General features: G+C 73.5%; 9 protein-coding genes and 2 pseudogenes. 7 read left to right on the top strand and 4 right to left on the bottom strand.

Annotated features, from left to right (window positions below):
* Positions 1-186: 186 nt before the first annotated feature.
* The 3 genes and pseudogenes from OV079_RS30440 to OV079_RS58885 form a co-directional block, all read left to right on the top strand.
* Positions 187-1875, top strand: a complete 1689-nt coding sequence (locus tag OV079_RS30440; RefSeq protein ID WP_267772514.1) for a serine/threonine-protein kinase — start codon at positions 187-189, stop codon at positions 1873-1875.
* Positions 1872-4286, top strand: coding sequence for a hypothetical protein (locus OV079_RS30435; protein WP_267772512.1), 2415 nt, complete (start codon positions 1872-1874; stop codon positions 4284-4286). Before OV079_RS30440 ends, OV079_RS30435 begins: the two co-directional genes overlap by 4 nt.
* 37 nt (positions 4287-4323) lie before the next feature.
* A pseudogene (locus OV079_RS58885) lies at positions 4324-4518 on the top strand (FHA domain-containing protein); the annotation flags it as partial.
* A 485-nt stretch (positions 4519-5003) separates the two neighbouring features.
* Here the strand turns inward: OV079_RS58885 and OV079_RS30425 are convergent.
* Together OV079_RS30425 and OV079_RS30420 are read right to left on the bottom strand one after the other, a co-directional pair.
* Positions 5004-5207: a hypothetical protein gene (locus OV079_RS30425; RefSeq protein ID WP_267772510.1), complete on the bottom strand. Its 204-nt coding sequence runs from the start codon at positions 5205-5207 to the stop codon at positions 5004-5006.
* Positions 5208-5377: 170 nt separating this feature from the next.
* A complete protein-coding gene (locus OV079_RS30420) occupies positions 5378-7471 on the bottom strand; it encodes an isopeptide-forming domain-containing fimbrial protein (RefSeq protein ID WP_267772509.1) in 2094 nt (697 codons plus the stop codon).
* Between the two features lie 206 nt (positions 7472-7677).
* Between OV079_RS30420 and OV079_RS30415 the strand changes: the two genes are divergently transcribed.
* From OV079_RS30415 to OV079_RS58880, 4 genes and pseudogenes are all read left to right on the top strand, one after another.
* Entirely contained in the window at positions 7678-9069 is a 1392-nt protein-coding gene (locus OV079_RS30415) for a hypothetical protein (protein WP_267772508.1), read from the top strand.
* A gap of 527 nt (positions 9070-9596) precedes the next feature.
* A complete protein-coding gene (locus OV079_RS30410; RefSeq protein WP_267778683.1) occupies positions 9597-9893 on the top strand; it encodes an SDR family NAD(P)-dependent oxidoreductase in 297 nt (98 codons plus the stop codon).
* A complete protein-coding gene (locus tag OV079_RS30405) occupies positions 9890-10483 on the top strand; it encodes a Rossmann-fold NAD(P)-binding domain-containing protein (RefSeq protein WP_267772506.1) in 594 nt (197 codons plus the stop codon). Before OV079_RS30410 ends, OV079_RS30405 begins: the two co-directional genes overlap by 4 nt.
* A gap of 433 nt (positions 10484-10916) precedes the next feature.
* Positions 10917-11375: pseudogene (locus OV079_RS58880) on the top strand (EF-hand domain-containing protein); the annotation flags it as partial.
* A 494-nt stretch (positions 11376-11869) separates the two neighbouring features.
* Here the strand turns inward: OV079_RS58880 and OV079_RS58875 are convergent.
* Complete coding sequence (locus OV079_RS58875) at positions 11870-12199, bottom strand: LysR family transcriptional regulator (protein ID WP_267778681.1); 330 nt, start codon at positions 12197-12199, stop codon at positions 11870-11872.
* A gap of 97 nt (positions 12200-12296) precedes the next feature.
* A complete protein-coding gene (locus OV079_RS30390) occupies positions 12297-13604 on the bottom strand; it encodes a cytochrome P450 (protein WP_267772505.1) in 1308 nt (435 codons plus the stop codon).
* Positions 13605-13743 lie beyond the last annotated feature (139 nt).

The following is a 13743-nucleotide window of genomic DNA, read 5'->3' as shown; positions in this document are numbered from 1 at the left end:
CTGAGTGCCAGACCTCGACCCGGCAGGTCCCAGGGGCGCGTCGGGAGCGTCATCGCACCGACGCGCGAGCTCTTCCTCGTCGATTGCAGGGGGCCGAGGCTCTGACCACACGTGATAACCTGGGCGCCGCGGTGAACGGCCGACTGTGCGCGCATGCCCTCTGCCATGAGCTCGCATGAGACGGCCGTGACCGTCAGCGCGCACGCGGGGCAGGACGGCCCGCCCTGCGCGGCGCCCGAGCGGATCGGCCGCTACGCGCTCGCGGGTCCGATCGGCCGCGGTGGCATGGGCGTCGTCTACCTGGCGCGCGACGAGGTGCTCGGACGGCGCGTTGCGCTCAAGCTGCTCGACAGCGGCGCGGCCTCGGCGACGCAGCAGGCCCGGCTGCTGCAGGAGGCGCAGGCGCTGGCCCGCCTGGCCCACCCGAACGTCGTCACCGTGCACGAGGCGGGCGAGCACGAGGGGCGGATCTTCCTGGCGATGGAGTTCGTGCCGGGCGACACGCTGCGGGCCTGGCAGCGCGAGCGCGTGCGCGACCGGGCCGAGTTGCTGGCCGTGGCCGTGCAGGCCGGGCGCGGGCTGGCCGCGGCGCACGACGTCGGGCTCGTGCACCGCGACGTCAAGCCCGAGAACATCATGGTCGGCGCCGACGGTCGCGTGCGTGTGATGGACTTCGGGCTGGCGCGACAGGCCCGCACGTTCGCGGGCGACGACGACCTGACGTCGCCGCTGTCGACGGCCCCGCTGACGCAGGCCGGCGCGGTGATCGGTACGCCGGGGTACATGGCGCCGGAGCAGCGGCGCGGCGCCGTCGTCGACGCGAGCGGCGACATCTACAGCTTCTGTGTGGTGTTGTACGAGCTGCTGGCCAGCGAGCGTCCGAGCGGCGAGGCGGCGCAGGCCGTGCTGGTGCGGCGGGGTGTGCCGGCGTGGCTCGCGGCGGTGGTCGCACGCGGCCTCCTGGACGACCCCGCGGGGCGCTGGCCGACGATGCACGCGCTGCTCGTCGCCCTCGAGCAGGACCCGGCCCTGCGCCGGCGGCGGCGCCTGCGGATCGCCGGCATCGTCGCGCTCACCGGGCTCGTCGCGTCGGCGCTGGTGCTCGGCGGGCTGGCGTGGCGGGCCTCGATCCTGCGGGTCCGCGCCGAGCAGCTGGCCGCGGACCGGCTGGCGGCGATCGGGCAGGTCGAAGATCCGGAGGCGGCATTCGCCGCGTTCGTCGCCGATCCGGCGCACCGCGGCACGCGGGCGGTCGCCCACGCGTGGCAGCGGCGCGGCGACCAGGCGCGGGCCGCCGGGCGCGGCGACGAGGCGATCACCGCGTACGCGCGGGCCTACGTCGATGCCGTCCACCCTGACGACGCGACCGCGACGCTGCGCTCGCTCGCTGCGACGTTCCACGCCGACAGGGACGGGCCGGCGCTCGCGCCCGTGGTCGCCGAGCTGCACGCCCGCGGGGTCGACGACGACGAGCTGCGCGCGCAGTCGGTGCTCGCCGCCCTGGCCCTGCGCGATCTCCCGGGTGCGCTCGCCGACACGCCGGTGGACAGTCCGTGGCGTCCGCTGCTGGCCGCCCTGGCCGCCGGGCACCCGCTCCCGACGGAGGTGTTCTGGCCGGTCTACGCCCTTCCATCCGGGGGCCCGGCCGCGTACGCGTTCGGGTCGGCGAGCGGCGAGACGGTGCTGCTCGACGACCGGCTCGTGGAGGTCGGCCGCCGGCCGTTCGGCGCGGCGCCCCCTTCGGGACCACACGCAAGCTGGTCCGCGGGACCGACCTCGTCGACCTCGACGCCCCCGACGTCGTCCTGTGGCGCGCCGAGCACCCCGTCGCCTACGGGGAGATCCTGCGACCCGGGCCCGGCCGACCGCCGGTGAGCCTGTTCCAGTACATATGGCCGCACCTCGGCTTCTACCGCCTGGTCGAAGCGCCAGGTCAGCCGCTCTCCACCGCCGTCGCGCACACCGGCACCCACGCCGCGGAGGCGGCGTGGTCGGCGGCGTGGTCGGGTGATCTCGACGGCGACGGGCGCGAGGAGTTGGTCGCCAGCTTCGAGAGCCCCACCTACGACCTGCGGGTGTTCGACCTGGATGACGACGGCGCGCTGCGGCTGCGCTGGCGCGGGCCCGCGGGGTTCGTGAGGGGGATCGCCGGGGCGCGCCGCGGCGACGAGCGCCTCGTGGTCGTCGTCCGCGACGCCCTGGACGCCGCGCCGGACGTGTTCCCCGAGCCGCCGCACCTCGGCGGGCCCCCGGGGTTCGAGCTGCTGCGCTGGGACGGCGAGGCGCTGCGCCGGGTCGCGCACGTGCCGTCGCCCCACCCGGACCTCCATGCCTTCTCGCGCACCCTCCTCGCCGCCGACCTCGACGGCGACGGCGACGACGAACTGATTCAGCGCTTCCGTCTCGGCGAGGATCACGGCGTGCTGCTCGCGCGGGTGACCGGCGACGGCGGCGAGGCGCGGATGATCGGCGGGATCGATGCCCTCCTCGTGGTCGAGCGCGACGACGATCCCGCCGACGAGCTCGTCGTCCGCCTGGAGCCCGGGCACGGCGCGTGGGTCCTCGGCGACGGCGAGGCCGCGATGCCGGCCCTGCCGCCCGCGCTCGGCCCGGGCGCGACCTTCCCCGTCGACGACCCGTGGCTCGCCGAGCGCACCGTTCACGCCGAGGCGCTGGCCGGCATGGGCCGCGCCCGCGAAGCCGCCGGGGCCTACGCCGACTTCGCCCGCACGACCCCCGACCCCGACGTCCGCGGTCGCCTGCTCGCCCGCGCCGCCGCCTTGTGGTCCGCGGTCGGCGACGACGAGCAGGTGCTGGCGATCGACGCGCGCCTCGCCGACGACCCGCGACTCGGCGCGACCGCGCTGGCCCGCAGCGTCGCGGCGCTGGACCGCCTCGGTCGCCACGTCGAGGCCCACGCCGCGGCCGTCCGTCTCGCCGCTCACCCGGCGCGCAGCGACGCCGAGGCCGCGCAGGCGGCCGCCCAGATCGCCCGCCTGGAGCCGCTCGTCCGCCCGGGCGCCCGCATCGACGTCGACTTCGCCGACCTCGGCCGCTGGCACGTCGAGCGCCCCGCCGGCCTGCGCCGCGGCCCCGGGCGCGGCGAGCTCGCGCTGACCGCGGTCGGACCTGCGCCGGCGGCCTGGTTGCCGCTCGAGTGGGACGGCGAGGCGCTGGCCCTCGAGTTCGAGCTCGACGCCGACCGCCTGGAGAGCGGCGCGTGCCTGTCGGTCGAGGTGCAGGACGAGGCCGGCGCGGTGCTGATCGGCGCCCGCGTGTGCGGCGGGGCCCGTCCCAGCGCGCTGAACCGCAACCTGAGTTGTCGGTCCGGCGGCGGCCTGCCGGTCGTCATGTCCATACGAGATGTCCCTTCGGCCAGGTTCGCTAGCCGCCATGTCGTCCGCGTCGGGTGGTTCCGCGGCGGCGAGGCTGGGTGCAGCGCCGAGGGCCGTCGGGCCGTCCTTCCGGCTCCACCCGGGTCCGGACCGTTGCGGCTGGCCATCGGCGCGATGACCGACGTCCGCCCGACCCCCGCCGAGGGCACGCTGCGCCGCTTGACGGTCCACGGTGCCCGGGCCGGCGCGTCCGCGGCCGACGACGCGTGGGACCGGGCCGCCCGTCACCTCGCCGCGGACGACGCGGTCGCCGCGCGGGATGTCCTCGGGGACAGCCAGGCCCGGACCTCGCGCGAGCGGCTGCTCCTCGTCGACCTGCGCGACCGCCTCGGTGACGTCGACGGCCTGACCGCGGCGATCGACGCCGCCGCCGCCGACCTCCTCGCGCCCGCGCACCGGCCCGACCTCGCGCTCCTGATCCGCACCCGCCCGCTCGCCGCCGCGATCCTGCTGCGCCGCCTGGGCGGCCGCCTGCTGCCCGCGCTCACCGAGGTGTGGTCGGTCCTGCCCGTCCACCGCGACGACCACGAGACCCGCCAGGCGGCGCTGCGCGAGCTCGCCGGCATCGGCGACCTCGCACCGCAGAGCCCTGACGAGGCCGCAGCGCTCGCCCACCTGCTGCTCGTGCGCGGCCTGCTCGCCGCCGTCGAGGGTCTTCCGGACATGGCCGAGCGCGATCTCTCGGCGGCCCTCGCGCTCGCGGACGGCGCGCCGACCGACGTCCTGGTGGATCTACACCTCGCGCTCGCTCGCCTGTGGATCGCCGAGCGCTCCGAGGTCGCACGCGCGCACGCACGAGCGGCGCTCGCCAGCAGCCGCGAGCCCGAGCTCACGCGCGAGCGCATGCTCCGCGAGCCCGCGCTCGCGGGCTTGCTGGCAGGTCCGACATAGACGGGGCCGTCCGCGTCCCGGCATAGTGATCGACGCCATGGCGCGGCTGCGAAAGACCGACGGCAGCTTCGGCTGGCTGCTGCGCAGCCGCGACCTCGTCGGCCGCTCGCGGGCCTGCACGATCCGCCTCGACGAACCCGAGGTGTCCGGCGAACACGCCGTCCTCCGCTGGACCGGCGCCGGCTGGGACATCAAGGACCTGCACAGTCGCAACGGCGTCCACGTCGACGGCCGCCGGCTCGAGCCGGGCGTCCCGGCCGTGCTGACCGCGGGCAGTGTCCTCGGGTTCGGTCGCGCCGACGGCTACACGCTCGTCGACGCCGAGGAGCCCGTCGCGTTCGCCGAGCCGCAGGACGGCGGCGAGCCGATCGCGTCGCTCGGGGGCATCCTCGCGCTGCCCGACCCCGACGCGCCCGCGGCCATGATCTTCCGCGCCGGCGCGACCTGGTCGATGGACCAGGCCGGCGAGGTCGTCCCGATCGCCGACGGCGAGACCGTCCACATCGGCACCAGGGCCTTCCGCGTCCATCTCCCCGAGGCGCTGCCGCCGACCGCGAACGCGGCGCCCTCGGCCCCGCAACTCGACGACCTGCACCTCCGCTTCGCGGTCAGCCGCGACGAGGAGTACGTCGAGCTGATCGCCACCCACGCCGACCGCGTGTTCGACCTCCAGGCCCGCAGCCACCACTACCCGCTGCTCTTGCTGGCGCGCGCGCCCTACGCCAGCGAGACGTCCCGCCCGCCTACCAGGGCTGGGTCCACCAGCACGCGCTGCTCGATCAGCTGCGCATCGATCGCAACCAGCTTCACCTCAACATCTTCCGCGCGCGCCGCCAGTTCGGCGAGGCCGGCATCGGCGACGCCGCCCGCATCATCGAGCGCCGCTCCAACACCGGTCAGCTGCGCATCGGTGCGCAACATCTGCAGATCGTCGCATACGACGACGGTTCGGATGAGGCGCGCCGTCGCGTCGCGCGCTCACCTCGGTGACGGGGCCACGGCCGCGTCCGGCGGACCCGGCCTCGACCGCTGCGTGCGAACGGCCGCGTCGCCGACGCGACCGCTCACCGCTGAGCCGCGCGCCGCCCGGATCACCGGCGACGGCGCCTGGTCACGAGCCCGGCGACGCCGAGCAGCAGCAGGCCCCCCGCGTCGGGCCCGGGGGCGTCGCAGCCGCAGCCGCCTTCGCCCACACCGCTCGGGTCCGTGCCGGTATCGTCGCTGTCGCTCGCGGCCCCGCTCGAGCCGTCGCTGCCGGGGCCGCCGGTCGGGCCGTCGCCTCCGGTCGACGAGTCGCCGCCGGACATCGAGTCGCCGCCGGACATCGAGTCGCCGCCGGAGGCCGAGCCGCCTGTCGGGATGTCGCCGCCGGTCGACGCCTCGCCGGTCGACGCCTCGCCGGTCGTCGTGTCGGACGCGCACTCCTCGTCGATCTCGTCGTCGCAGTCGTTGTCGAGACCATCGTCGCACACCTCGGCGCCGGTCGGCGTGCACACGCAGGTGTGGGCCGCGGGGTCGCAAGTCGATCCGGCGGAGCAGTGGCCGTCCTCGAGGCACTCGACGCAGGCGCTGGGCTCGCTCGCGGCGTCGCAGTGGGGCAGGCTCGGGTCGGTGCACTGGGCGTCGGTCTCGCAGGGCACGACGAACACGGAAGTCGGCGCGCCCGGGAAGTTGCCGTCGCCGGTCGGCGTGTCGGTCGCCGCGGCGCCGAGCATGCCGGCCGCGTTGATCAGCGCCTGGTTGTCGATCTGCCCGGGGCTGTCGGCGGCGACGCTCACGCGGAACTTCACCGTCGAGGACGCGCCCATGGCGAGCGTCCCGCCGGCGGAGTCGCTGGCGTTCATGCCGAGGCGGACGACGATCGCGTTGCTGTTCATGTCGTACTCGCCCTGGTCGTCGCTCGCGGCGTCGGTCTTGGCGCCGGCGTTCGCGCCCGTGGTGATCTCGAGCGAGCCTGGCACGTAGGTCACCCCGGCCGGCAGCGGGTCGGTGAGGACGACCTCGATCGCGGTGTCGCTGCCGGTGTTCGTCACCTCGATCGTGTACTCGACCTCGTCGCCGGGCACGAGCTTGCCGCCGTTCACGTCGACGGCCGACTTGACCGACGTGGTGAACTCGGGCCGGAGGTCGGAGATCGAGGTGATGAAGCCCGACACGAAGAACTGGTCGCCGGTGGTGCTCGCCTGCAACATGGCCTCGGTCTGGCCCGCCGTGAGCTTGTCGGTGACGTCGACGGTGTCGAGGTCGATGCCCGACATCGAGTGGGGCTCGCCCGTCAGCTGCGGGAGGTCGCCGGCGACCGACAGCGCGCTGCCGAGGTGCGAGCGCGTGCTGTTGAAGAAGTTGTTGCCCGGGTTGAGCGGGTTGGCGAGCGGCGGGCCGCCGCCGAAGGTGAACTGGTCGCCCGAGAGGCCGATGTCGCCCTCGAACGCGACCAGGCCCAGCTTGCCCTCGATGCCGCCGTCGGGGACCTTGAAGCCCGAGAGGAGGATGTCGAGCGACATATCGGTCTCCACCAGGTCGAAGCCGTCGAACACCGCGAGGTTGCGGACCGGCTGGGCCGGGTCCTGGTAGAGGACGACCATCCACCAGCCGGCGAACAGCCCCTCGCTGTTGACATTCGCGAACGCCGCGGTGTCGACGCCGCCGACGCGGTAGGACCCGGGGCCGTGGGCCTGGACCAGGCCCGTGACGTCGGCGCTGCACTGGTAGGCGCTGAAGTCGGTGGTCACGCAATTCGCCGCGCCGTCGACGTCGGCGGAGAACCCGCCCGGGCGGTCGAGCGTGACCGTGCCGTCGGCCATACGGGCGTCGACGGAGGCGGCCCAGTAGAGGAAGGCGTGGGTGACGACGGCCTCCGCCGGCAGCCCCAGGACCGCGGAGGTGCGGGCGTCCGCGGCCGTGAGGGCCACGTTGGCCTCGGCCTGGTCGGGCTCCGGCGAGTCGGCGCGCCAGTAGACGTCGACCGACCCGTCGGCAGTGTTGGAACCGCACATCCCGACGGCGCCGACGACCGGCTTCGGCACGGCCGCCGTGCAGTTCTGTGCGAGCGTGTTGCCGATCAGCGCGAAGTCGCCGCGCTGGGTGACCTGCACCCGCAAGGTCGGCGCGGCCGAGACCTCGGCCGCCATCCACAACCAGCCCGCGATCGCGGGCAGACCCACTCCAAAACCAAGTTTGCGCATGACGATGACTCCGGGAAAGACCCGGCGACAGTAGCGTCAGCGGGGACCGACGAAATTTCAGCCGACTTTCACCGACGCGCGCACGCCGGCGCGCCAGCGCCCGTCTGCGAGCGGGCTGCAAGACTCGCTCATCGTGCCCGAAGACCGTCACGGGTGGGGAGATCCAGGAGCTTCGGAAATGGAGGGACGGTTCCCTACCGCTTCCCGTGGATGAGCGTCCGCACCGCGTCGTCGAACTCGACCTCGATCTTTCCGTCGACCGCGCGGATCACCGAGCCGGTGCGAGTCCGTCGAGGAACACGTGGGCGATGAATCGCGCCGGCCTCAACGAACCGGTGACGTCCGCCTGCCACCGCGGGGATGATCTGGCACTTGAGTCATGGTCACTGAGACATGACCTGTCGGACAGATTATCGCCACTCCCCGATAGAGCTCTGAGGGGTAGGTCGTCGCGGGCGTGTGGTCGACACTTGCCTGGCGAGATCGACGTTGACGCGATCGCGCCGGATCGCTACGTATCGCAGTGCATGTACGACCACGAGGAGCACATCGCGGCGTGGCGCTCGTTCCGGTCGCTGTGGCTCGCCGTGGCGATCGCAGTGATGTCGTGGCCGTTTCTCTGGCTCGGCTGGGAGGGGATAGACGGGCGCGCGCCCGGCGGGAGTCCGCGGGCCACGCTCGGCTTTGGCCTCGTCGTCCTGGCGGCGGCGGTCTTCGTCGGGGCTCCGCGGCGCCTGCGGACGTTACGCATGACACGCACCGCGTTTCTGGTCGACGGTCGGCCCCGGGAGCTCGGGCGATGGACGGACGAGGTGTTGACCGCGGGGATCTTGCGAGCGGGTGGTCAGCACGCCGACGCGCGGCGCTTCGTCGCGGTCCGACAGGCCCGCCTGCACCTCGCTGCCGCTCCGGCGGTCGAGTATACGGAGGAGCTGCGGCGCGGCGCGGACGCGATGGCGCACGCGGTGGGGCCGTCGTCGCAATGGCCATATGCCGCGCTGTTGGTGGAGCCGGGAGCGCCCGCGCAGGTGTGTCTCACTCCGGAGGCCGCGCGGGTGGCCGCGGCGAGCTCGTCGACGGCGTCGGTGTTCGTGCTCGCGGGTTACCTCTCGGGGCACGAGCATGCGCTGGCCGAGCGCGGGGCCGTGGTGCGGTCGCTGGCGCTCGTGAAGGACGATCCATTTCTGCGAAAGGCAGCGAGCAGCGCTCACCACGGCGGGCCGCTGGCCGCACTGGACGGCGGAGACCTCGACGATCTGGCCGGGGGGGTCGACCGCTTTCGGTCGCGGTCGGGTGCCGCGAAGGCGGACCGGGAGGCGGTGCCGGAGGTCGACGTGTGGCTCGCTCGACGCGGTCGGGCTAGCGACAGCGAATGGCCTGCTCGCCTCGCGGCACTGTTCGCCTATCGCGCGGTCGCCGGGCCCAGGACGGATCTCGAGGCGCGGGTCTTCGCGGTGCTGCTGCGCTGGAAGGCCCGGGATTCGGATGACGCCCTCGACACCTTCTTTCGGGCCTGGCGCGTGTTGATGGCCCAGCCGGCGGTCGAAGAGCCCTGTCAGTGCGTGTCGTGGCCCGAAGGACTCGCGCCTCCGACGTGAGACGCGGCGGTGCGCCGGGCCGGACGGAACGACAGCCGAAGTCGTCCGACCGTCTCTCCCGGAGCCGCGGAGACCTCGGTGAGCACGGCGAACACCTGGCTCGACGCCGGACCGTCCGTCAACGACATGCGCCGCCTGATCGTTGTCGATGTCGGCGACCTTCGATGGTGATTAGTCCTCCTGCGATCAATGGCGTCAGGGCTCGAACGTCACGCAGCCGTCGACCGAGCCGCGTGGGCTTGCGATGGCGCGGAGTGGGTCCGCGCGCGAGTCGGCAGCTCCGTTCGGCGCGGCTCTCGACCATGCACGCCGGCGCGTCACAGCCCTGTATCGCTCTGGTAGAGCAGCTCCGGCGGCGGCCCGTCGCGTGGCAAAATGTAAGCTGGAGCTCGCCGGAAGGCCTCGCTCGACGCCCGCGATCCGGCTTCGATAGGACTCGGTGCGCGGCTGCACGGCCGCGCGCACAGGCGGCGAACACAAGCTGACGAAGCAAGTCTTTGCTCATATTTTAAAGAAAGAGAAACGTGATGGACGGGACGCACGACGAACGGCCGCTCCGCGGCCTCAACTTCGCATTCAGCGGTGGGACCGCGGGGATCGGCCTGGCGGCGGCGACGGCGTTGGCGCGCCGCGGGGCGGCGCTCCTGCTGCTCGGGCGCGACCGCGATCGCGGAGACCGGGCAGTCGCGGCGGTGCGCGAGGCGGGGGCCGCCGAGGCGGTGTTCTGCGCGGCCGACCTGACGACGATGGCCGGGGTGGGGCGCGCGATCGAGGCGATCGGCGCTGGCGCCCGGCGCTGCACGGGCTGGTGCACACCGCGATGACTGCATCGATGCGGCGGGTCGACACTGCCGACGGGTTCGAGCGGGCGTTCGGGTTGCAATACTTGGCCCGCTACGCGCTCAACCGCGGGCTGCTGCCGGCGCTGGCGCGCTCGGGCGACGGGCGGATCGTCCACGTCGGCGCGAAGGCGCCGGCGGGCCTGGTGCCCGAGCTCGACGACCTGCAGTTCGAGCGCCGCCGCTGGTCGCTGCTGCCGGCATTGATGTCGTCGCAGGTGCTGGGCTACCTGCACGTGCAAGAGGCGACGCAGCGCTGGCGCGAGCTGCCGGTCAGCGCGAGCGTCGTCTGCGTCGGCATGACCCGCACCGACACGGCGCGCGAGTGGCCGTGGTTCATCCGTGGGCTCTACCGCCTGCTCGGGACCTCGCCCGAGCGATCGGCGGCGAACGTGATTCGGCTGCTCACCGCGGCCGATGTCCGCGGCGCGGGTGGATCGATCTTGTTCGACCCGCGGCGCTTCGAACCGACGCCGCTGCGCCTCGACGCCGAGCTGGCGCGGCGGACGTGGGAGCTGTCCGAGGCGCTGGCGCGGTCGCGCGGGCTGGTGCTGCCGGACTTGGCGAGCCAGTGACTGCCTTGGATCCGGTCATGTCTTGAGAGACATGTTGTCGCATTGGAGCATGTCGGCGAAGTCGAGTTCGTGCGGGTGCGGTGCGCTCGCGGCGTCTGCCTGGCGGGCGAAGAGCCTCGCGGGCACGCGTCGTGCTCCGGGGCGACCTCTGCAGGGGCGGGGTGCGGGCGTGCGCGCCTGGCGGGGTTCGGGCTGGAGGAGACCCCGGGAAATGTTGGCGGGACGTAACCGGGAGCCCTGCGCGGAAGCGCGCAATCGGCCTGAAACGCGCGGCAAGGGGGTGCTACGGGCTCCGCCTCCGGGGCGGGCGAGGGCCTCTGTAAAGCGACGGTAATCCGGCGTGCAGGGAGTCCGGGGGCGACCAATATCTGGATGCGAGCCGGGGCCCTGACCCGCGCGGCGATGGCCGCCCCCCGGTGCGAGGAGACACACCATGACACGCATCACCAAGGCCGCCTTCCTGTCCCTTTCCCTCCTGTTCGTCGCCTGCGACAAGGAGGAGACCGAGGAGCCCACCGAGCAGGAGCTCGCGGAGGTCGAGGGTGGTCACCACAAGGGCGGCTTCATGGCCAAGTTCGACGCGGACGGCGACGGCGCCATCTCCCGCGAAGAGGCCAAGGGCCACCGCTTCGAGGCGAAGTTCGCCGAGCTCGACGCCGACGGCGACGGCAAGCTGACCCGCGAGGAGATGAAGGCGATGAAGGGCCACCGCGGCGACCGCGGCATGCACAAGGACCCGGAGGCGCGGGCGAGCAAGCTGCTGGCCAAGTTCGACGCCAACAGCGACGGCGCGCTGTCCCGCGACGAGGTCACCGAGGGCCCGCTGGCCGAGAAGTTCGCCCAGGCCGACACCGACAGCGACGGCAAGCTGACCCGCGAGGAGCTCAAGGCGCTGAAGGGCCGCGGCGGCAAGCACGGCGACGGGCCCAAGGACCCGGCCGAGCGCGCGGCGATGATGATGGCCAAGCTCGACGTGAACAGCGACAACGCGCTGACCGCCGACGAGGTGGCCGGACACCACAAGCTGGCCGAGAAGTTCGCGGAGGCCGACAGCAACAGCGACGGCAAGCTGACCCGCGAGGCTGGTGGCGTTCAAGCAGGCCCACCACGGCGAGAAGCACCGCGGCCCGCGCGGCGAGTGAGCCGAACCTCCCGCGACGCCGGGTCAGGAACCCGAAGCGCCGCTGCCCCTCACGGGCGGCGGCGCTTCTCTCATGAGCCCGCTGCCGCGGCGCCCCTCGCAGCTGAAAGCGCGCGACGGTTCTCGCGGCCTGTCGTCGCGCGCGCTCGAGGCAGGCCCGTCTCTACCAGCGAGGTCCGTCTGCAGGGGCCGAGAGCCGAGCGATCTGCGCTTCGTCGCCTCTGCGCGGTCGGCCGCAGGTCCGCTCAGGACGGCTGTCCCCGCATGGCGATCGGGACATGTCTTAAATGGCATGCCCCATCGGACATGTCTTTGGATGGGGATTCGGCGACGGCGCGGCGAGCGGCGTCGACCTCGGCGAGGATGGCCCGGGCGTGGGCGAGGAAGCGCTCGCCGGCGGGCAGGAGGCGGACGCCGCGCGGGGTGCGGTCGAACAGGCGAGTGCCGAGCTCGTCCTCGAGCTGGCGGATCTGCCGGGTCACCGGCGGCTGCGAGACGTGCAGCCGCTGCGCCGCGCGGCCGACGTGCTGCTCCTCGGCGACGGCGACGAAGTAGCTGATCTGGGTCAGGCTCACGCACCCAGGCTACGCGCGAGCGGCCGCGGCAGGCAAGCGTGCGCGGTCGCGCCGGCGCACACGGGAGGAATCCGCGTCAGGGTAGGCGCACGGCGCTTCAGCGGCGGACCACGGGGACGCCGCCCTTGGGGCCGATGGTGGCGGCGCGCACCCCCGTCCGCGCCGGCGCGGCGGCGAGCTCGAGCTCGAACTCGAGGATCAGGGTCGCCAGCACGATCTTCATCTCGTGCAGCGCGAAGGCGGCGCCGAGGCAGCGCCGCGCGCCGCCGCCGAACGGCAAGTACTCGTGCGGCGGGGGATGCTTGCCGTCGAGGAAGCGCTGCGGGCGAAAGCTCAGGGGCTCGGGGTAGCGGGCCTCGTGGAGGTGGACGAGCAGCAGGCAAGCGCCCAGGCCGGCGCCGGCGGGCAGGAGGTAGCCGCCGAGCTCGAACGGCCGCAGCAGCTTGCGCGAGACCAGCGGGATCAGCGGGTGCAGCCGCAAGGTCTCGGCGCACACCGCGTCGAGCAGCGGCGACTGGGCGAGGCGGTCCGGATCGTCGCCGAGCGGCCGCAGCTCGTCGCGCAGACCGCCGAGCAGCTCGGGTTGCCGGAGCAGCTCGTCGACCGCCCACGCGAGCGCCGTGGCGGTGGTCTCGTGGCCGGCGATCACCATGGTGAACAGCTGCTCGACGATCTCCTGCTCGTCCATGGCGGCGCCCGACTCGTCGCGCGCGGCGACCAGGAGGCTCAAGATGTCGTCGCCGGGACGGGCCGGATCGCGGGCGGCGATCTCCTGACGCAGGAGGTCGTGGACGCCGCCGAGCAGCCGGCGCAACCGGGCCCACGGACCGAAGCCGGCGAATTCGCGCTGCAGGGCGCGGAAGGTGGCGATCAACGGGCCGAACGCGGCGATCGTGTCGCGCACGCCGCGGGCGCAGGCGGCGAGCCGCTCGCTGGTCGAGACGCCGAAGATCGTGCGGATGATGACGTCGAGCGAGATGTCCCGAAAGACATCTTCGATCGGGACCGGACGGTCGCGCGGGACGGCCGCGAGGTGGGCCCGCGCGCTGTCCCGCATGGTGGCGCCGTAGGCCCGCATGCGCGCGCCGTGGAAGGGCGGCTGCATCAACCTGCGGGCGCGGCGATGGGCGGCGCCGTGCTGCAGGAGGACCGAACCGCGCCCGAGCACGGGGGCCATGGCGTCGGCGGCGAACGGGGCGAAGGTGTCGGGCTCGGCAGAGAAGATGGCGCGCACGGCCTCGGGGGCGCTGGCGACCACGATCGCGCCGCCGAGGATCGGCAAGGTGAACAGATCGCCGTGCCGCCGGCCCACGTCGCGGATCGATCCGACCGGGTCGCGCAGATAACGAAGGGTCTGCCAGACGGCGCTCCTGGGCCCGGGCGGGAGTTGCGTGGGCTGATGCATCGGCGCGATTCAGTGTGCCCGCGGGTCGAGGTGCGCGCGAGGGGGTGCGGCACAGGAACATCGATACAATTCGGGCCCGTGCTACGAGCATTTCTCCCGAGCAGATCATCGTGACTCCAGACTATGGACATTCGCGGAT

This window comes from Nannocystis pusilla (genome assembly GCF_026626665.1).
GTDB lineage: Bacteria > Myxococcota_A > Polyangia > Nannocystales > Nannocystaceae > Nannocystis > Nannocystis pusilla.
This window is presented reverse-complemented; position numbering and strand designations above follow the sequence as displayed.

Excerpts from the sequence above, each read along its gene's own strand:
- OV079_RS30425 (WP_267772510.1), bottom strand. The coding sequence starts at position 5,207 with ATGTTGCGCACCGATGCGCAGCTGACCGGTGTTGGAGCGGCGCTCGAT.
- OV079_RS30420 (WP_267772509.1), bottom strand. The coding sequence starts at position 7,471 with ATGCGCAAACTTGGTTTTGGAGTGGGTCTGCCCGCGATCGCGGGCTGG.
- OV079_RS30410 (WP_267778683.1), top strand. The coding sequence starts at position 9,597 with ATGGACGGGACGCACGACGAACGGCCGCTCCGCGGCCTCAACTTCGCA.
- OV079_RS30405 (WP_267772506.1), top strand. The coding sequence starts at position 9,890 with ATGACTGCATCGATGCGGCGGGTCGACACTGCCGACGGGTTCGAGCGG.
- OV079_RS30390 (WP_267772505.1), bottom strand. The coding sequence starts at position 13,604 with ATGCATCAGCCCACGCAACTCCCGCCCGGGCCCAGGAGCGCCGTCTGG.